The sequence below is a fragment of the Streptomyces mirabilis genome (assembly GCF_018310535.1).
Taxonomy (GTDB): domain Bacteria; phylum Actinomycetota; class Actinomycetes; order Streptomycetales; family Streptomycetaceae; genus Streptomyces.
In genome coordinates this window covers 8,450,629-8,468,978 of record NZ_CP074102.1, presented here as the reverse complement: position 1 = coordinate 8,468,978, position 18,350 = coordinate 8,450,629, and the positions used below count along the sequence as shown (strand labels likewise).

At 70.6% G+C, this 18,350-nt stretch carries 16 protein-coding genes; 1 reads left to right on the top strand and 15 read right to left on the bottom strand.

Annotated features, from left to right (window positions below; genetic code table 11):
• Positions 1-325: 325 nt before the first annotated feature.
• From SMIR_RS37605 to SMIR_RS37550, 12 genes are all read right to left on the bottom strand, one after another.
• Positions 326-1,387 carry an acetamidase/formamidase family protein gene (locus SMIR_RS37605; protein WP_168489174.1) on the bottom strand — a complete coding sequence of 354 codons (1,062 nt, stop codon included), beginning with the start codon at positions 1,385-1,387 and terminating at the stop codon, positions 326-328.
• A complete protein-coding gene (locus SMIR_RS37600; RefSeq protein WP_168489176.1) occupies positions 1,384-2,136 on the bottom strand; it encodes a cysteine hydrolase family protein in 753 nt (250 codons plus the stop codon). Before SMIR_RS37600 ends, SMIR_RS37605 begins: the two co-directional genes overlap by 4 nt.
• Complete coding sequence (locus SMIR_RS37595; RefSeq protein ID WP_168489178.1) at positions 2,129-3,652, bottom strand: amidase; 1,524 nt, start codon at positions 3,650-3,652, stop codon at positions 2,129-2,131. Before SMIR_RS37595 ends, SMIR_RS37600 begins: the two co-directional genes overlap by 8 nt.
• Entirely contained in the window at positions 3,649-4,077 is a 429-nt protein-coding gene (locus tag SMIR_RS37590; RefSeq protein WP_168489180.1) for a cupin domain-containing protein, read from the bottom strand. Before SMIR_RS37590 ends, SMIR_RS37595 begins: the two co-directional genes overlap by 4 nt.
• Before the next feature lie 39 nt (positions 4,078-4,116).
• Entirely contained in the window at positions 4,117-4,890 is a 774-nt protein-coding gene (locus SMIR_RS37585) for a creatininase family protein (protein WP_168489182.1), read from the bottom strand.
• 2 nt (positions 4,891-4,892) lie between these two features.
• The gene (locus tag SMIR_RS37580) at positions 4,893-6,290 is read right to left on the bottom strand and encodes an FAD-binding oxidoreductase (protein WP_168489184.1); all 1,398 of its coding nucleotides are present in this window, start codon (positions 6,288-6,290) and stop codon (positions 4,893-4,895) included.
• Positions 6,290-7,462, bottom strand: a complete 1,173-nt coding sequence (locus tag SMIR_RS37575) for a substrate-binding domain-containing protein (protein ID WP_212728032.1) — start codon at positions 7,460-7,462, stop codon at positions 6,290-6,292. Before SMIR_RS37575 ends, SMIR_RS37580 begins: the two co-directional genes overlap by 1 nt.
• A 54-nt stretch (positions 7,463-7,516) precedes the next feature.
• Complete coding sequence (locus tag SMIR_RS37570) at positions 7,517-8,536, bottom strand: ABC transporter permease (protein WP_168489188.1); 1,020 nt, start codon at positions 8,534-8,536, stop codon at positions 7,517-7,519.
• Entirely contained in the window at positions 8,533-9,279 is a 747-nt protein-coding gene (locus SMIR_RS37565; RefSeq protein ID WP_248002791.1) for an ABC transporter ATP-binding protein, read from the bottom strand. Before SMIR_RS37565 ends, SMIR_RS37570 begins: the two co-directional genes overlap by 4 nt.
• Positions 9,280-9,380: 101 nt before the next feature.
• Entirely contained in the window at positions 9,381-10,583 is a 1,203-nt protein-coding gene (locus SMIR_RS37560; protein ID WP_168489192.1) for an amidohydrolase family protein, read from the bottom strand.
• Entirely contained in the window at positions 10,580-11,467 is an 888-nt protein-coding gene (locus tag SMIR_RS37555) for an MBL fold metallo-hydrolase (RefSeq protein ID WP_168489194.1), read from the bottom strand. The genes SMIR_RS37560 and SMIR_RS37555 overlap by 4 nt, the downstream gene beginning before the upstream one ends.
• Positions 11,464-11,967, bottom strand: coding sequence for a flavin reductase family protein (locus SMIR_RS37550; RefSeq protein ID WP_168489196.1), 504 nt, complete (start codon positions 11,965-11,967; stop codon positions 11,464-11,466). The genes SMIR_RS37555 and SMIR_RS37550 overlap by 4 nt, the downstream gene beginning before the upstream one ends.
• Positions 11,968-12,072: 105 nt before the next feature.
• Between SMIR_RS37550 and relB the strand changes: the two genes are divergently transcribed.
• Positions 12,073-12,666, top strand: coding sequence for a type II toxin-antitoxin system RelB family anti-toxin (gene relB, locus SMIR_RS37545; RefSeq protein WP_168489198.1), 594 nt, complete (start codon positions 12,073-12,075; stop codon positions 12,664-12,666).
• Between the two features lie 201 nt (positions 12,667-12,867).
• Here relB and SMIR_RS37540 read toward each other — a convergent pair whose 3' ends face one another.
• The 3 genes from SMIR_RS37540 to SMIR_RS37530 form a co-directional block, all read right to left on the bottom strand.
• Positions 12,868-13,545 carry a ThuA domain-containing protein gene (locus tag SMIR_RS37540; protein ID WP_168489200.1) on the bottom strand — a complete coding sequence of 226 codons (678 nt, stop codon included), beginning with the start codon at positions 13,543-13,545 and terminating at the stop codon, positions 12,868-12,870.
• 64 nt (positions 13,546-13,609) lie between these two features.
• A complete protein-coding gene (locus SMIR_RS37535) occupies positions 13,610-15,361 on the bottom strand; it encodes a DUF2264 domain-containing protein (RefSeq protein ID WP_212728031.1) in 1,752 nt (583 codons plus the stop codon).
• Positions 15,362-15,426: 65 nt separating this feature from the next.
• Positions 15,427-18,324, bottom strand: a complete 2,898-nt coding sequence (locus SMIR_RS37530; protein WP_212728030.1) for a polysaccharide lyase family 8 super-sandwich domain-containing protein — start codon at positions 18,322-18,324, stop codon at positions 15,427-15,429.
• Between the last annotated feature and the right edge of the window lie 26 nt (positions 18,325-18,350).

Below are 18,350 nucleotides of genomic sequence, written 5' to 3'. Positions count from 1 at the left end.
ACCGCAGGAGCTCCGTGAGGCGCGTGACCACGCCCGGCCGCTCCTCGCGAGTAGCGGGAGTTCATCGCCTCGAAGGTGATCCGGTCATAACTCCGTGAATCCGTCATGTACTTGGCGGCTCCGTTGACTTCCCGCGTGCGCGAGCGCACCCGGCGAGACGTCAGCGGTGCGGAGCCCTTTGTGCGCGCGCGTCACAGTGACGACGACATGCTCGGCGGGCAGGCCGAGTTCCCGCTCGATCCACTCGCGCACCGGCGTGATGTCGCCTGCAATCGAATCCTGAGATCCAGGCTCGCCCCCCTGACAGAGCGCGAGCAGTGTGGCGTCAGAAGGTCAGGTCGGCCTTGGAAATGCGGCAGTGGACGCCCTTGACGATGTCGACCACCTGGGAGACCTGGAAATCGGCGGCCGCGCTGAGGTAGGCGAGGGCAACCGGGCCGGGGACGGAGAAGCGCTCGTCGAGGAAGGTGAGGGCGTCGCGTACGGCATGGCGCATCGCCTCGTCGAGGTCGATGTCCAGGCCCATGACGATGTGCTCGGTGTCGGTCTCGGCGAAGGGGGCGCGCAGGCGGGATGCGAGTCGGCGCAGGGCGGGGTCGCGGTGGACGGTGAGGCGGAGGGTCGCGCGCAGAGGGGCTTCGAAGGCGGTGAGGGCCACTTCGCCGTCGCCCTGGGAGAAGTGCGGGTCACCGGCGTAGAAGAGAGCGCCCTCGACGGCAACGGGCAGGAAGAGGCGGGCGCCGATGCCGAGGTGGCGTACGTCGAGATTGCCTCCGTGCGGGCCCGGAGGCACCGAGTGGACCGGGGCAACGGTTGCGGGGGCGGTGCCCATGATGCCGAGGAAGGGACGGAGCGGGAAGCGGAAGTCGCGGCCGTCGCCCACGGGGAGGCGGCCACGGCCGTCGTCGTCGACGGTGGCGACCAGGCTGACCGGGTCGGGGCCGGGGCCCTGGGGGTACTCGCCGGGGAGCGCGCCCTTGCCGTGGCGATTGCTGATCACGCCGTAGGGGGCGCGGCGGCGCAGGCGGAGGACTTCCACTTCGAGTACGTCGCCGGGCTCGGCCCCCTGGATGTGGACGGGTCCTGTGACCACGTGCGGGCCGTGGGCGGCGGGGTCGTGAAGGCGCGTGGAATCGGCGAGTTCGACCGTGTCGTGGAGGATGCCGTGGATGCCGGCCGCGGCGAAGAAGGCGGCCGGGTCTCGGCCCTGGTCGGCGAGGATGCCCTCGTGGCTGATGGTGTCGAGGCTGACGCTCGCGCCGGTGGGGACCGAAAGGGCTGGCTTGGAAAGGGCGTTGGGGAGCAGACCCCAGTGGACCGCGGCCGGGTCTGCGGGCAGGTAGTGGTCGCCGTCGACGGGGCCCCGGTGGGGTTGGAGGAGGGTCACAGGGCTTCCTGGAGGTCGGCGGCGGTGAGGGTGAAGCCGAAGCACTGGCGGACGTTGTAGACGGTGGCGTCCATGCAGTACGCGGGTGAGGTGGTGGCCACCGCGTCCTCCAGCATCAGCACGTCGTAGCCGAGGCTCGCCGCGTCCATGAGGGTGGCGAGGACGCACTGATCGGCGTTGACTCCGGCGAACAGGAGCGTGTCGGCGCGGAGATTGCGCAGGACGCTGTCGAGTTCGGTGTCGTGGAAACCGCTCATGCGGTACTTGGCGACGTGCAGGTCGCCGGGTGCCGCAAAGAGGGGTGCGGTGATGTCGGCGGACGCGCTGTCGCGTTCCAGAACCTTTGCGCCGGTGGGCAGTTGGGAGCCAAGGCCGCCTCCGGTTCCATCCTGGTCGTAGACGTGGAGGACGCCGGGCGGGAGGTTCGCGCGGTCGGGGCGGTTGCCCCAGTTGAGCCAGACGACGGGGACGTCGGCCGCCCGGAGAGCGGGGAGGAGCCGCTGGAGTACGGGGATGGGGGTGCGGGCCGGGGACACGTCCACGCCGATCGAGGCCAGCCAGCCGTCGGGCGAGCAGAAGTCGTTCTGCATGTCGATGACGACGATCGCCGTTGAGGCCAGGTCGAGCGTCAGGATCTGGGGCTGAGCCTCCACGGTCACGGGGCGGGCCGGGCGCTGCGGGCGGCGGAGGTCGACGTGAGTGGCGTCCGCGCGCCAGGAGTTGCGGGAGTTGGGGCCGATTTCATGCATGGGTCAGCTCCAGGAGGGCGTGGTCCGTGCCCGGTGCGCCGATCGCGCAGAGGCCGACCGGGAGGTCGCGGACCCGCAGCCGGGGCATGGTGACGGCGGGCAGCCCGGCGAGCGAGGCAAGGCAGGTGAGGCGGAGGGTTGCGGCTCGTACGGTCTCGACCTCGGTCGGTGTCGCATCGGCGCGGGGGGCCGGGCTGCTCGTGGCGGGGAGAAGGAGCGCGCTGCCGGGCGGGAGGGCTTCGACGATGACCGAACGGGCGGACAGGAGCCCGGAGGTGGCGTCACGCACTTCGCCCTCCGCGACCTGGCTCCCCCCGGCGAACCGGGCCTCGATGTCGGCCCCCAGCGCGCCTGGGTGCTTCTCGATCCACTCCCCGTGCGCGGCCCATGCCTCGGCCGCCTGGACGGTACGGAAGGCGGGCAGCCACTCCTCCAGGTGTGGGGCCATGCCGGTGTCGGTTCGTACGAGCTCCAGGCCGATGCGGAGGGAGAGCGCCCGGCATGCCGCCTCGAAGGATGCCTGGACTTCGGGTTCGGCGAGCGCGGTGAGGGCGTCGTCGACCAGAAGCGTGGTCATCGGGGCTTCGTCGTCCCGGGGCAGGAGCACCTTCGCCGCTGTACGCAGCAGGTAGGGGTCCCGGGCGAGCAGTCCCGCCGTGTCGAAGGACGGGGCCAGCGGGAGCAGGCCGCTGATGGGGACGGCTCCGTGGGTGGGGCGCCAGCCGTAGAGGCCGCAGTAGGAGGCGGGGACCCGGATCGAGCCCGCGGTGTCCGTGGCCAGTCCCAGATCCGCCCAGCCGCGGGCGACCGCCGCCGCCGGGCCGCTGCTGGAGCCGCCGGTGATGCGGCCGGGGGCGGCGGGGTTGACGGGGGTGCCGTAGTGGATGTTGGTCCCGGCGAGACTGTAGGCGAGTTCGTCGGTTTGGGCGATCCCGGCGAGCTGGGCGCCAGCGCTGAGCAATTCCCTTACCGCGTCGGCGTGTTGGGACTCCATCGGCGCATCGGCCAGCCACTGCGGGTTGCCCCCACCGATCCGCTGTCCGGCAACGGCGAAGAGGTCCTTGACGGCAGTACGTACACCGGCGAGCGGCCCCGCCTCCGCCCCGGCGACCAGCGGCTCGCCCACGACCCGCCACACCGCGGGGTCCAAAGCCTCGTCCGCCACCGGGCCCGGCACCGCGCTGACGTGCGCGGCCGCGATCCGCCAGCCCTCCCCCATCAGCCGCCACACCTGCGTCTGCATCCCGCGCGCCCCGTCGGCCCGCAGCGTTTCGGCGGTCAGCACGGCAACGTCCTCGGCGATCCACACCTCATGGACGCGCTCGACCGTACGGGCCGGCGCTCCCCCGCTGCGGCCGCGACGGAAGTCCGAGATGGCCGCATGCCCGCTCAGCACCATGGAACCCTCGGCGCGCACCGTGTCCGGGGCGTCCAGGAACCAGTGGTCGAGGCCCGCCACGTCATTGGCGCCGAGGGCCTGCTCGTACGACCAGAAGGCGTCGAGGAGTTCGCTCATCGGGCGGCTCCGAGGACGGCCAGGTCCGCGTCGTCGAGCACCGCGAGGGGGCCGCGCTGGATCAGGTCGGCGAAGCCCTCGTCGGGGGACATGATCGTGAGGGTGTAGAGCCGCTCGGTGGCCGAGGTGTTGGTGATTCGGTGCTTGGAGCCGACGGGCAGGACCAGTACGTCGCCGGGTGCGAGGTCGCGTTCGTGCTCGTCGCTGACCGCGCGGCCCTCGCCCGCGATCACCACGAAGGTCTCCACGGACTCGGGATGCCAGTTGAGCGGCTGGGTGCCGCCCGGTTCCCACACCTCGAAGACGACGGTGGTCGGTGAGCCGTCAGCCGGTCCGGTAAGGACGGCGAGCTTGACCGTGTCGCCCGCGGTGATGTGGTGAGCGGTGATCTCGCTGAGCGGCTTGTGGAGCGGGGGGATGGCCATGGCAGGTGTCCTCGACGTCAGGCGTTCAGGAAGAGGCGGTCAGGCGGAAGGCAGGAAGCGGGCGCATTCGCGCAGTGCGGCCGCGTTGTCGGCGATCGCGGTGTCGACGAGCTTGCGGCCGAGTTCTGGGGTGGCTCCGGTGGGGTCGCCGATGACGCCGTTGCCCGTACCGAAGTCGTCGCTCGTCCAGCCGAAGGAGACGGACTTGCCGAAGCCGATGTGCTCGTAGGCGGTCAGGTGCTCCGGGACACTCCGCTCGGCCAGCGACATGTCCACCGTCTCCGGGTGGAGGTGGAGCATCGCCGCGGTCTCGTTCAGCCCGCCGTGCACCCCCAGACCCAGCTCGCCGGACGGGGACGCGCCGCCCTGGTCCACGGGGAGCGCGGCGTGCAGCAGGAAGGTGAACAGACCGTATTTGGTGCGGAGTTCGCGCAGAGCGACTCCCAGCAGCGCACTGTTACCGCCGTGCGCGTTGAGGAACGCGAGCCGCCGGACGGGCCCTTTGGCGAGGGACCGTCCGAGGTCGTCCAGTACCGCGAAGAGCGTCGCGGCGCTGAGCCACAGTGTCCCGGGCGACCAGGCGTGTTCGTCGGACTTGGTGTACGCGAGGCCCGGCAGCAGGGTGATGTCGCAGCTGTCGGAGGCGGCCAGGGCCGCTCCCTCCGCTATCGCCTCCGCCATGAAGTAGTCCGTGGCGACGGGCAGATGGGGCCCGTGCTGCTCGATCGCGCCGACGGGGAGGACGGCCACGGTGTCGGCGGACAGGTCGGTGACCGACGGTCCGCTGAGGTCGGTGAAACGCGTGAAGGTCATGGTCAGCGCGCTCCCAGGAGGTGGCCGGGGTTGAGCAGCCCCAGCGGGTCGGCCGTGCGGGCGGCGGCGCGGGCGAGGTCGAGGCGCCGGTCGACGTACCAGTTGTGGACGTCATGGACGCCGACGCCCAGCGCCTCCAGGGCGGCGATCCCCTCGTACACGGTGGCTTCGTCCTGGTAGTGCGCCATCAGCATGCCGACGGTCCCCGAGCGCATCCCCTCCAGGTGCAGCACCGTCCCGGGGAAGACGGCCTTGACCGCCGCCGGGTCGCCGAGCAGTACGTCGCCGCCGATCTCCAGGTGGAAGTAGCCTGCCTCGGCCTTCATCAGGTGGTACGTGGGGTGGTTGAAGGAGAGCGAGGAGATGAGGGCGGGACCGCGCGGCGCGGGACGCACCTCCGTCACCCGACCGCCGTGCTTCTCGATGACCGCGCGGGCGTCGTCCTCGGCCCGCTCCTCGATGATCGCGCGGACGCTGAGCGCGGCCGGGTCGAGGGCCGGGTCGGTCTCGAAGGCCTCGACGAGGCCGGGCTCGTCGAGGGAGACCAGGCGCGGGGCGGGCTCCAGACGCACGAGGTCGGAGAGTGCGGCGGTGGCGGAGGTCCAGGTGTCGAAGGAGGCGAAGAGGCCGGTCCAGTCGTGGGCCGGCTGGAGGGCGACGGTCGCGGTCGTGGTGATGCCGGTGGTGCCGTAGGCGTGGATGTACGGGAGTGCTTCCTCGCCGCGTACGGTGAAGGGCTCGGCCTCCGCCGTGCACGGGACGATGGTCAACTCCCGTACAAAACCGTCCCCGTTGGTGCCGTTGGCGAGCGATCCCGTGCCGCCGTTCCCACCGGAGAGGAAGCCGCCGAGCGATGTCCCGAAGGTGGAGGGGAACATCCACAACTCCTGACCCAGCGTGCGCGCATGCGCCTCCAGGTCGGACATCTTCGCGCCCGCCTCGGCCCTGATCCACCCGTCGCCCGCGCCCAGGATGCGTCCGCATCCGGTGAGGTCGAGGACGGCGCCGCCGTGCAGCGGGATCGCCTGACCGTAGTTGCCGGTGCCTTTGCCGCGCGGGGTGAGCGGGATGCGCAGGCGATGGGCGAGAGCGACGAGGGGCTGGATCTGCTCGTACGAGGACGGGCGCAGCACCACCTCGGCGCGACCGGCGGGGAGCTTGGCGGCGAGGATCGGCGACATGTGCGCCCAGTCGCGGGACGCCTTGTCGAGGGCGGAGTCCTCGCGTACGACGGCATCCTCGCCCAGCAGTGCGGCGGCCTCCGCACAGAATTCCTCGATGCCGGGGGTGCGGTGCGTGGCACCTGGGCCGGCGCCCACCATCGCGTCGTCCGCGACCAGTTCGGTCATCCGGCGCAGTTCGGCAGCGGACAGGGTCGTGCCCTTGGGGTCGACGGCCATCACTTCATTCCGATCTTGGTGTCGATGAATTCGTTGGTCGCCAGGTCGTCGGCGCTCAGCCCGGCCGGGATCTTGACGCCGCCCTTGGCGAGGATCGGCCCGAAGGTCCTCAGGGAGTCGGTCACCCGCTTCTTGTCGAAGCTCGCGATCGATCCGTCGGCCTCGTTGCCGAGGATGCCGAGCTTGACCATCTCCTTGGCGGCGTACTGGCCGGTGCCCTTGGAGTAGACCCAGCTCGTGCCGTACTGCTTCACGATGTCGTCGATGAGCGTGACCGCGGTGTCCGGAGCGGCGGCGAAGTCGGCGGCCGACTGCTGGATGACGGGGACCAGCTTCTTCAGGCAGGGGCTGAGCTTCTTCAGCGCACCGGTGCGGACGGAGAGAGCCTCCGGGTAGACGGTGTAGCCGACATCGGACAGCAGCTGGAACTTGACCGGCTTCTTCCAGGCGGCGACCTCGTGCTCATAGATGTACGGTTCCGCGGTCGCGAAGCCCTGCTGCGCGATGGAGGGGTCGGCGACGAAACGGGACGGTGAGCTGTCGTAACTCCCGTCCAGCTGGCTCTCCTTGATGAGCCCCTTCGCCACCAGCATCGGGGCGAAGACCTCGCCGTCGCGGTACACGACCTTGGCGCCGCTCTTGCCGATGTCGGCGACGGTCTTCCAGTCCGGGTGGGTCTTGGGGTCCCACATCAGGACCTGTGGACTCTTCTTCATCAGCGCGGCGACCGCGGTGACGGGCCGCTTGCCGACTGTCTGGATGGCGCTGTCGGTGGTGACCATGCCAAGGGTGATGGACTGGTCGATGTACATCTCCGAGGCGGGGGTCTGGTACCCGACGGCAGAACCTCCCGCCCGTACCTGGATCTTGACGCCGGTGTCCTTGCCGCCGATGACGAGGGGGCCGGTGACCCGCTTCTTGTCGGTGTCGACGGTGTAGCCGGGGCCGACAAGGTTGTAGATCGGACCGTGTTCGGCCTCGGGCTCCCAGTCGGCCTGGACGACGACGGTGGCGGGACAGACCTTGTCGAGGCGCTGGGCGGCGGGGGCGGGCTTGAGGTCGGCGGACGAACCGGCGGTGGTGGTGGTGGCGCCGGCGCCGCAGCCGGTGGCGGCGACAAGGAGCGAGGCGCTCAGTCCCGCAACAAGGCTTCTTCTGGCGGCAATGGGCATGGCTGTCTCCCGGAAGGGGCTCTGACGAGGAAGCGGAGAGGGGGTGGGGCCGGCTCAGCTGCGGCCGGACGCGTGCCAGGAACCGACGGCGAGGCGGGACAGGAGCGTGAAGAGCGCGAAGACGGCGACCCCGAAGAGGGAGGCGAGGATGATCGCGGCGAAGAGGTCCTCGGACTGGAGGCGTGAGCGGTAGACGTCGAGGAGGGTGCCGATGCCGGGCGCGCCCTGCTTGAAGAACATGTCGCCGACGATCGCGCCGATGACGGAGAGCCCGGAGGAGGTGCGCAGCCCGGTGAAGATGGCGGGGAGCGCTGCGGGCAGTTCGAGCTTGCGCAGGCGGTCCCAGTGGCTCGCCTTCTGGAGGGTGAAGAGGTCGTGGTGTGCGCGGTCCACGGACTGCAGTCCGAAGAGGGTGTTGGCGATCATCGGAAAGAGGGCGATGAGGACGCAGACGATGACCCGGCTGGTGAAGCCGAAGCCGAACCAGAGGCCGATGAGGGGGACGATGGCGAGGATCGGGACGGTCTGCAGGATGACGGCGTACGGATAGAGGGAGCGCTCCAGCCAGCGGGCGCGGCTCATCACGACGGCCCCGGTGATGCCGAGGGCGGCGGCGATGGCGAGCCCGGCGAGAGCGACCTGTGCGGTGAGGGCGAGGGCCTGGAGCATGGGCTGCAGGTGGGTCCAGTCGAGGACGGCGACCTGGAGGACCTGGTGCGGGGGCGGTACCAGGAAGCGGCGGGCGGGGGCGAGGAGCAGGTAACTCACCGCGTACCAGAGGCCGATGGCGACGACGAGCGAGCCGACGGGGGCGAGCAGGGCGACGGGGCCCCGGCGGGTGCGGGCGGGCGCCTCGACGGCCGGGACAATCGTGACAGTGGCGTCGGTGGCAGCCTCCGACTGGCGCACAGGGCTCTTCGCCTCGTGGGCCGGAGCGGCAGCGTTCGAACCGGTGACGGCCGGTTCGGAAGCGGCAGACGGTTCGCCGCTCGGGCCGACTGTGACCGAGGCGGCAGTGGTTGCGTGTGCGGTCGGCGCGTCGGCGGGCGTGGCAGCCGGGGTGTTCGTGGTCACTGGGCGTCTCCTCGCAGGGCCCCGGAGACCGCGCCCGCGATCGCGGCGAACTCCGGTTCGTAACGGAGCGATGCGGGCCTGGGGTGGGCGAACGGGACCTCGAACTCGGCGGTGATACGTCCAGGTCGGGCCGACATCACCACGATCCGGTTGGCCAGGAAGACCGCCTCGGTCACCGAGTGCGTGATGAAGAGACCCGCGAATCCCGTCTCCGCGAAGATCCGCTGGAGCTCCTCCTGCATACGAAGCCGGGTCATCTCGTCCAGCGCACCGAAGGGTTCGTCGAAGAGGAAGAGCGCGGGGCGCATCATCAGCGCGCGGGCCAGCGACACCCGCATCCGCATCCCGCCCGAGAGCTGCCCCGGCAACTGCTTCTCGAAGCCGTCGAGGCCGACGAGGCGGATGGCCTCCATGGCCTGCTCGCGCCGTTCGGTCTTGGGGCGGCCGGCCAGTTCGGCCGGCAGCGCCACATTGGCGAGGACGCTCCGCCAGGGCAGCAGGGTGGCGTCCTGGAAGACGTAACCGACGTCCCCGCCCGGGATGTCGATCTCCCCCGCGCTGGGGGCATCCAGCCCGGAGGCGAGCCGCAGCAGTGTGGACTTCCCGCATCCGGAAGGGCCCACGACCGCCACGAACTCCCCTGCCTCGACGCGGAGATCCACACCCGAGAGCGCGGTGGTCCCGCTGTCGAAACGCTTGTCGACGGCTGCGAATCTCAGCGCCGTCTGCACTGCTGTCGCCACGTCGGCTCCTTCCTTCAGGACTGTGCCGCAATCACCAATGTTCGTAGCATCAACATTCATTGTTTCGGGGGGATGTCCTGGGCGTTTACGCCCTGGACCAGTCAGAGCGCTTCGCGGATCACCGTGGTACGGCTCACCGCTCGCCCGCCCTTGAAGACGATCCGGTCCGGGTACGAGGCCCCGACAGCCCCGGAGAGCGAGTCGGCCCGTACGGCGAGGAGGTCGGCGATCGCGCCCTCGTACGGCCCTGCGGCGGGTAGCCCGAGGACCGCACGGGCGCCGGTGGTCACCGCGTGGACGGCCTCGGGCAGCGTCAAGTGTCCTGCCGCGACGAGGAGTCCGGCGGTCTCCAGGGGGTCGGCCCTGCCCACCGGGTTGAAGGGGTCGCGGATGTTGTCGCCGCCTCCGGCCAGGGGCACGCCCGCGTCCAGGAGGGCGCGTACGGCGGTGAGACCGCGCGGGGTGCGGGCAGGGGTATCGCGGCCCTGGAGGTAGAGGTTGGTGAGCGGCAGTGCGACGACCCCGATCCGGGATGCCGCCGCCTCCTTGGCGATCCGGGCGGCCTCGGCCGGGTCCAGACCGCCCAGGCCCACGCAGTGGCTGGCGGTCGCGCCGTGGGCGAAGCCCCGCTCCCGCACCGCCTGGGCGAGCAGCAGCAGATCCTTCGGGTCCGGGCGGAGATGCTCGTCCGCGTGCAGATCGACGCCGGCGCCGTGCCGCTCGGCGATGGTCAGGGCGCGGGCGACTGCGGCCTGCGGGTCGTCGGAGAGGTGCGGGCAGCCACCGAGCAGGTCGGCCCCCAACTCCAGTGCCTTGTCCAGGACTTCGTCGGGCGCCTCGATGTGCAGTACGGCGATCTGCAGGGCAACCCGCTCGCTCAGCTCCGCGCGCAGCCGCAGCAGCGCCCGCAGCCCCCGGAGCGGATCGGGGCCGGGCAGGACGTCGGCGTGGGTGCGGACGGCGGTCGCACCATTGGCGACCAGCTCGTCCAGGGCACGGCGGGCCCTGATCAGCACGTCCTCCTCGGTCACCTGCTCGGCATAGCCGCGCCAGGCGGCGACCGCCCCCGGCAGGTCGCAGGGCGGCGCACCGGCCAGGTCCCAGGTGAGGGCCTTGTCGAGGTGGGCGTGGGGTTCGGCGGGGGCGGGCAACAGCAGAAAGCCGGAGAGGTGCATCTCCTCGCATACGGAGGGGAGTTGACCGGCCTGTGCAACGGCCGATACCCGCCCGTCCTCGATCAGTACGTCCCGGACCTGCCCTTCGGGCAGCCGCGCCCCGCGCAGCAGCAGTGCCGTCGCCGTCATCGTACGTCCCCGTTCTCCGCTGCCGTGAGTACCGCGAAGCCGTCGAAGGCGTGCCACATCGCGGGCGCGCCGAACATGTCCTGGCGGCGGACCGGGCGGGTCCGTCCGCGTACCACCTGGTCGAAACCTTCGGCAACCCGTCCCACGAAGTAATGGCCCTCACGATGGCGGAGGTTGTGCCCCAACAGGGCCGTTCTGACCGGCAGTTCGGCCAATCGCCGAGTCGATGCGGCGAAGGCGGGTACATCGGCGCCCGGCACATGGGCGAAGAAGGTGCCGCTGATCAGGGTGTCGCCGGCGAGGAGCTGGCCGCTCTCCGGCTCCCAGAGGCAGATGCCGTCGGGCGAGTGGCCGGGGGTGTGCAGGACGTGCAGCCTCCGCCCGCCCAGGTCGAGCTGCTCCCCTTCCCCGAGCAGCCGGGTCGGGCGCACCGCGTCGATACGCCATTGGGTCAGTTCGGGGACGGGCCGCACCTCGATCCGCGAGTCGGTGAGGAAGAAGCCCTCGGCGGAGAGTGCGCTCAACTCGATGTAACGCTGTCGCATGTCCTGGGCGATGTGCTCGTACGCCTCGAGCCACTCGCGCGGTGCGGGCTCGCCGTGCAGGTCCGCGCCCGCCTCGTGGACGGCGAAGTCCTTGGCCTCGCCCACGAGTGAGACGTTTCCGCCCCGGTGGTCGTAGTGGTGGTGGGAGTTGACGACGAGCAGCGGCAACGAGGTCAATGCGCGCACCTCGCGCCCGATGTCCCCGATACCCATCCCGGTGTCGTACAGCAGGGCGAGGTCGTCGCCCACGACGAGATAGCTGTTGACGTGCCCCGGCTCGGCGATGAGGAAGGTCCCGGGTCCGGTCTCCCGCACGGAGAACCAGTCGCGCCCGCTCATGCGCCGATGCCGTGGTAGCGGCGGGCGTGGTGGACAAGAGCGCTGACCCCGCCCTGCCCGGCGATGATCTCGTCGATGTCGGCTATCAGCAGCAGGTGGTCCCCGGCCGCCACCTCTTCCCGTACGCGGCACAGAACGGTGTACGTGCTCTGCGCGAGCAGCAGCGGGACACCTTCCCCTCCGGCCGTCCACTCCAGCCCGGCGAACCGGTCGGCGGCCGGATCGGCGAACCGCCGCGAAACGGATTCGCCGTCCGCGGCAAGAATATTGAGGGCGAACCTGCCGCCGTCCTGGAGCAGCGGCAGGGTGCGGCTGCCGCGCTGGACACCGATCGCGATCAGCTGCGGCGTGCGGCTGAGGCTCATCACGGCGGTGCTGGTGAATCCGGCAGGTGTGCCATCGGTTGCGATGGCGGTGACCACGCAGACGCCGCCCGCGAGGGCGGCCATGGCATCGAGGAATCCGGCCGTGGCGGGTCGGTCGGCGGTGGTCGCGGTCATTCGGGCTCCTCGCCTAGAATGTTCGTCACATCAACATTGAGCGTAGGAGACATGTGTTTCGCAGGAGTAAATCCCACTCCGAAGTGACCGTTTAGGATTTCCGCCATGGCAGACCGCCCCACCGAAACCCCCGCCGATCCGGACCAGCAGCTCGGTAACGCGATCCGTCGGCTGCGCAAGAAGCGCGGCCTCACCCTTGTCCAGCTCGCGGGCAGCGCAGGTCTTTCGCACCCCTTCCTCAGCCAGCTGGAGCGCGGGCTGACCCGCCCGAGCATGCCCTCGCTGCACCGGATCGCCCAGGCACTCGGCACCACCCAGCAGGCCCTGCTGGCGCACTCGGCCACCTCCCCCGCCGACATCCATGTCGTACGGGAAGGGACCGGCACCCCCGTCGCCAACAGCGGCGGCTCGGCCCGGATGCTCGGGGCACCCCAATTCGCCGTCCACCCGGTCGAGTACACCGGAGGACCCACCGGCTTCGAGGAGTACTACGACCACCCGGGCGACGAGTTCCTCTATGTGGTGCACGGCGCGATCGAGGTCGACCTGCTGGGCCCCGGCGGCCGCGAACTGCACCGGCTCTCGGCCGGAGACAGCCTGCTCTACCCAGGCGGAACCCCGCACCGCTGGCGGGTTCTGACGGAGGATCAGGACATCCTCGGGGTGCGCATCCTCGCCGTACAGAACGCGCCTCGCTAGAACGCCGAACCAGGAGCGACGGGACAGTGCAGAAGGCCCGCGACCCTGGCTCCGGATCGGCCGTACTCGACAGCCAGGGTGGCCGGTTCGCCTTCCCCTGCGGGGAGTGGCACGCACTCGGGCATGCCTTCGCGCTGATGGGTCAGGCGGTGCTGCGCGGTCCGTTGTACGTCGCCCGAGCGCCGTCTCGGGCGACGCCTTTCACAGGGAGCGCCCCGACAAACGCTCCGTTCCCTCCGGCCAGGAGGCAACCCATCGCAGGGCGCCGAGCAGGTGGGCCCGAAAGACCGGGTCGCCGTAGGCCTCGGTCGCATGGCCGAGCGCAGTGTAGAAGCTGCGTCCGCGGCCATGGCGCCGGTGCCAGACGAGGGGATGGCCGACGCCCATACCGCCGCCGACGTAGGTCGCTTCGTCGACGGTGGCCAGGACAGTGACGTCGCGGGGCGGTGACCTGAAGTCGTACCACTCGTCGGTCCAGTGCCACTGCCGGGGAAGGTGTGCGGTGGCCGGATGTGAGCGGTCGACGGTGAGTACGGCCGGCTGCACCGGGGGATGTCCGGCGAACCTGGCGCCGAGGAGTTCGCCGTAGGCGGGCCACTCGTACTCGGTGCAGGCGGCGGAGTGAACGCCCAAGAATCCCCCGCCTCCCGCGATGTGATCGAGCAGTGCCACCCGGCCCGCTTCGTCGAGGACTTCGCCGCTGGTCGACAGGAACACGACCGCGTCGTACCCGTCGAGGGAACGCAGTGGCTCCTCAGTGGCGTGGACCTTGAAACCGTGCTCGGCGCCCAGCTCGCCGATGGCGGCGACGGCGGCGGGAATGGACTCGTGCCGGTATGCGGCGGTCGCTGTGTACACGAGAACCTGTCTGGTGGACATGCACGCTCCAGTGCTGGAAAACGATCTTTATCGCCACCCGCTGCCCCTTCGGATGGCGCTGTCATCACCGGCGGGTGAGGGAAACACGGCAGCGCAGGGTGTGCTCGCCCGGATCGAGGACGCCTCGCAGAGCCGGAAGGACCGTGCGCGGGTACAGGAGGTGGGAGCCCGGCATCTGCAGCACGACGACGCCGTCGCGTGGTGACTCGTCGGCGGCCAGGCAGACGATCTCGCTGACGGTCACGTCGGCCGTCGCCCGGGCCAGGCCGGGGCGCTCCGTGACGTTGTGGGGCGTCGCGCCGAGGCCGGTCTTCGGGACGCAGAACGCGCCTTCGGCCGTGTACAGCCGGCGCCCGGTGGTGATGCGGTGCTCGCGGACGTGCCCGCCGTCGACGTGCCGCAGTCGGGTGTCGACGACCACGTCCGGCCACGGCCGCCAGCGCACGACCAGGGTCTCGCCGTCGATCCCGGACTCTCCGGCGGACCGCGTGCGCCAGTGTTCGCCGTCGTCGGACAGGGCCAGCGCGCTGTCGAAGCCGCCCTGGTCCAGGGCCGGTTCGCCGGTGGGCACACTGACCCCGGCAAGGGTGGAGTAGGCGAACTTCGCGTACTTGGCGTTCCCGCCACGGGGGTTCCAGCCGGGCGCGTTCTGCCCGGCGAGCGCGATGACATCCCCCGCCGCGTCCCGCGCGAGGATCATCGCCGCGGCCGGTTGCGGGCTGACGCGAGGATGCAGGTCCGACGCGGGCGTCGCCGTCCAGAATGGATGATGGTCGGCCGCGGCGAGGCTCGCGAAGATCTTCATGCCCCAGTACGGCGACCCGCCGGCCATGTACTGCTCGACGACACCGGCGTTCGGGTAGGCGTAGCCGACAGTGAGGGAGCCGTCCTCGGCAAGGATCGGCTGCTGCCACCACCAGCCGAGGTTGCGCTGCGCCAGGGTGCGCGCGGTGGCCCAGTCGACGGCGGGTAGGTCGGCCGCGGCCAGCGCCGACCAGAAGGAGCCCTGGGCGAACCGGTAGCCGAGGCTGCGGCCGAAGGGCACGGCGGCTCCGTCGGCGGCGAACCAGTGCTGGAACTGCGCCGCGAACTCGGTCGCCCGCTGCCCGTAGCGTCGGCACCGCTCGTCGTCGACCGCTTTCAACGACGCCAGCAGGAGCCCGTAGAAATGGAACCCGAACGGGACGTAGTAGTCGCGGGAGCCGGGCCGCTCGGGCGTGCCGGGCCCGTCGGCATACCAGCCGTCGCGCAGTGCGAAGTCCTCGATGCGATCCAGATGCGCGGCCACCCGCCCCTCGTCCACGGGTACGCCCACCGAACGCAGTCCCACGGCGGCGAGCACAGGGAAGAAGCACCAGTTGTTGTCAAAGGGCGTTGCCGACGCCGCCGCCGACAGCCAGTCGGCGAGCTGTTCCCGCTGCCGTTCGGTGAGGGGATCCCAGAGCCGGTCCTTCGCGACGGCAAGGGCGTAGCCGACGGCGGCGGATTCGACGAGGCGCTGGTCCATGTCGGCCGGTCGGCCCACGTACCAGGGATGTTCGGGGTCGACGGCGGCCGTCAACGCGCGGCGCAGTTCGTCCCACTGCCGGTCCGCGCCGGACAGGCCGCCGGCGGCGTGCCCGGCGAGTCCCCACAGCGGGCGGGCGACGAGTTCGAACCAGACCGCCCCACGGTCGCTCATGCTCGGGTAGACCGGCATGCGCTCGGGCCCGGCGGCCGCCATGCACGTGGCCGGTGCGGCAAGGGCGAGCAGCGCGTCGGCCCAGCCCTCCCGGGTGGTGGGGGCTGGGCCGAACAGCTGTGACGGGGTGGGCATGGCCGCCATCGTATGGATCAAGCCTCCCAGCGTGCAACCGGTTGCCTATAATTTCATCAGACAGATCATCCTGTGATGACCTGCAAGAACGGCGGATTCGTGGAATTGGTCCGGCTGGCCAGGAGGACGAGGACCCCGGCCGAGGCCTCGTCGAGGGCGACCGTCGCGGTCGCGTCGCCGGCGTACTGGGTCTGGATGTGGCTGGTGACGTCGATCGGGATCCAGTCCTTGGCGCTACCGATCGAGCCGGAGGAGAGCGCGCTGCCCAGCGCAGGCTGGGTGTTCCAGGTCAGGCCGGTCTCCGTCCAGCTGTCGCTGCTCACCGCGTACCCGGTGACGATGGCCTGGGTGCCGGCGGAATCGGAGGTGGCCCCCTGGACCCACAGCACCGCGCGCCTGGGCGTGGCCGCGAGGCCGGACAGGTCGAACTTGAGGAAGGACCGGCGGTTGTAGCCGGTGCTGCTGGTGGACTTGATGTCCAGGTCGGTGGAGCTGCCGTAGTTGGTTGTGGCGTAGGAGCCGTCGCGGACGTACGCGTCCGCGGTCGGGGTGAGCTTGGTGTATCCGCCGGCGGTGACGGTCGTGCCGGTGCCGAACGTGATGGTGCGGGAGGCGCCCTGCGCGCCACCGACCTCCACGATCAGTGTGAGGGGAGACAGGCCGACGACGCTGACGCCGTCGTCCGCGGTGGCCTTGGTGTATCCGCTGCGGTTGATGGTGACGGTGATGGTGGCGGCGGCGCGGGTGGGGTCGGCGACGCTGACCGACAGCGCGTCGTCGGACTCCCGTATGAGGACGGAGCAGGGGGCCGAGACGGTGATCGGGCCTGCGGTGCCGGCGGCGAAGAAGTTGGCGGCGGTCACGCCGGTGGCGGTGTCCGTGACCGCCTGGATGGAGCTGGTGTTGGCCAGGACGCTCACCGTCGGGGCGGCGGCGCGGGCGGCAGTGACCGTGGACGTGGCGCCGGGCAGGAGGATGTAGCTGTAGGCGGCGGCGGTGGGATCGGTGCCGTGGTCGAACCACAGGGTCAGGTAACGGCGGGTCAGGGAGGTGGTCGAACTCTCGGTGTTGATGTCGCTCCAGGCGCCGGTGCGGGCCTCGCGCACCGCCTTCACGGTGGCCCCGCCGGGAAAGACGTAGCCGCCGACCCCGTTGATCGACGCCCAGGAGGCGCCGGTGAAGGTGGCGGACCAGCCCAGCGTGGTCGACTGGGTGACCCCGTCGACGACCAGCCCGTTGGAGGCGGTGGCGCCGAGGTTGCGGTTGTCGGCAGTGGTCTCGACGGTGTATCCGTCGGTGGCGGTGATCCCGGCGCCCAGGCAGACGACCTGGTCGTCGAGGCAGAACCAGGACTTCTTGGCTACCAGTGTGGAGCCGAGGCCGCGGGTGTCCTGGCCGAGCGCGCTGTAGGTGCCGTCGGTGGCGCCGCCGACCCAGACGACGCTGGATGACGGCGCCGGCCGGGAACCGCCTTGGCCGTCCGACAGCGGGATGCGGGACACGGTCGTGCCGGGGAGGCGGTAGGGGTCGACGGTCGGCCAGTACGCGTCGGAGTACTGGCCGTTGCCGTAGGTGTCGCCCCACCAGTAGGTCATTCCGGAGCTGGTGTGCCAGCCGTGCAGGTTCTCGCCGTTGATGCACTCGTAGAACGCGGTCCGACCTGAGCACATGGAGACGGCGAGGGCCCAGGAGCCGCGTCGGTGGGTGGCGCGGTCCATGCTGCCGAAGACCCGGGCGGCGACCGGTTCGGCGGTCGGGGTGATCGAGGTGTCCTCGAGAACGGACTTGCCGAGCGCCAGGACGGGAAGCGTCTGGTCCGAGTCCTCGAGCAGCGGGGCCCAGTAGTCGCGCTCCAGCCAGCCTCTGGCCATCGCGTTCCACGTGGCGGCCTCGGTGTCCGAGGCGGCGTCCGCCAGCATCAGGATGCTTCCGATGATGAGATGGCCGCGAACATGGTCGTCCTGCTGAATCCCCAGCGGATTGTCGACGACCTTGACGCCGCGGCTGATCGCCCGCCCGGACACGCCGTCCATCATCAGCCCGTTGAACAGGAACGGGGCGAAGGCGTCGGTGACGGCGTCGAAGAGGAGCTGCCGGTTGCCGTCGGTCACCTCCCAGCTCGATCCCGCCAGCAGCGACAGCAGGCCGGCCAGTCCGCTGATCAGAACGGAGCCGTAGGACCCGGTGTAGGGCACGGTGGTGTGCTGGATGAACGAGCCGTCGGCGTAGAACCCGTCGCCGCTGCTGACCAGCGGGAACACCGGTGAGAGTCCGGTGACCCCGGTGGTGATCTTCGCTGAGCTCTTGGCGAGGACGCCGCGCAGGATGAGTACGCGGCACAGGTCGACCCGGTTCGCTCCGGTGCTGACCCCGCTGTAGGAGGAGACCGCCGAATCCGGCACGAAGGTGTCGACCGCCGCGCAGTAATTGGCGAGTTGGCCGCTGCTGAGCTCGGCGTACACCAGGCAGGAGATGTCCAGCGAGAGGCGCGGTGCGCCGATCTGCCAGTCCCACCAGTTGTCGTAGGTGGTGGTCGTCGGGGTGTAGGCGTTGGCGTACATCCAGTCCAGGCCGGTCAGGAGGCCGGAGAGGAGATCGGCGTCCCCGGTCAGCCCGGTGCCGTCGAAGGCCCACGCCTGAGCCATCCACTTCAGGCGCGCATAGCTGGAGGTGACGTTGCCGCTGACGCTGCCGACCGGCAGGTCGTCCCAGAGCGACGCACTGGTCGGGTTCATGTCAGTCAGGAAGCCGGTCGCGGTGCTGCCGATGAGGGCGAGGAGGGTGGCGAACGGCTCGTCCGAGGAGTCGTAGCCGGTACCCAGCAGGGTCTTGTCGATCCAGCGCAGGCGCAGGGTGTCGTACTCATCGGCGGCGAAGGCCGGCGGCGCACCGGTCGCGGCCAGGCCCAGGGTGATGCCGGCTGTGGCGCTGGCGACTTGCAGCAACTGTCGGCGAGTGAGCATCGGGGATCCCCTCCGCACCCCGTGCG

Coding starts and splice junctions, on each gene's coding strand:
- SMIR_RS37600 (WP_168489176.1), bottom strand. CDS start 2,136: ATGCATGAAATCGGCCCCAACTCCCGCAACTCCTGGCGCGCGGACGCC.
- SMIR_RS37595 (WP_168489178.1), bottom strand. CDS start 3,652: ATGAGCGAACTCCTCGACGCCTTCTGGTCGTACGAGCAGGCCCTCGGC.
- SMIR_RS37590 (WP_168489180.1), bottom strand. CDS start 4,077: ATGGCCATCCCCCCGCTCCACAAGCCGCTCAGCGAGATCACCGCTCAC.
- SMIR_RS37585 (WP_168489182.1), bottom strand. CDS start 4,890: ATGACCTTCACGCGTTTCACCGACCTCAGCGGACCGTCGGTCACCGAC.
- SMIR_RS37580 (WP_168489184.1), bottom strand. CDS start 6,290: ATGGCCGTCGACCCCAAGGGCACGACCCTGTCCGCTGCCGAACTGCGC.
- SMIR_RS37575 (WP_212728032.1), bottom strand. CDS start 7,462: ATGCCCATTGCCGCCAGAAGAAGCCTTGTTGCGGGACTGAGCGCCTCG.
- SMIR_RS37560 (WP_168489192.1), bottom strand. CDS start 10,583: ATGACGGCGACGGCACTGCTGCTGCGCGGGGCGCGGCTGCCCGAAGGG.
- SMIR_RS37555 (WP_168489194.1), bottom strand. CDS start 11,467: ATGAGCGGGCGCGACTGGTTCTCCGTGCGGGAGACCGGACCCGGGACC.
- SMIR_RS37550 (WP_168489196.1), bottom strand. CDS start 11,967: ATGACCGCGACCACCGCCGACCGACCCGCCACGGCCGGATTCCTCGAT.
- relB (WP_168489198.1), top strand. CDS start 12,073: ATGGCAGACCGCCCCACCGAAACCCCCGCCGATCCGGACCAGCAGCTC.
- SMIR_RS37540 (WP_168489200.1), bottom strand. CDS start 13,545: ATGTCCACCAGACAGGTTCTCGTGTACACAGCGACCGCCGCATACCGG.
- SMIR_RS37535 (WP_212728031.1), bottom strand. CDS start 15,361: ATGCCCACCCCGTCACAGCTGTTCGGCCCAGCCCCCACCACCCGGGAG.
- SMIR_RS37530 (WP_212728030.1), bottom strand. CDS start 18,324: ATGCTCACTCGCCGACAGTTGCTGCAAGTCGCCAGCGCCACAGCCGGC.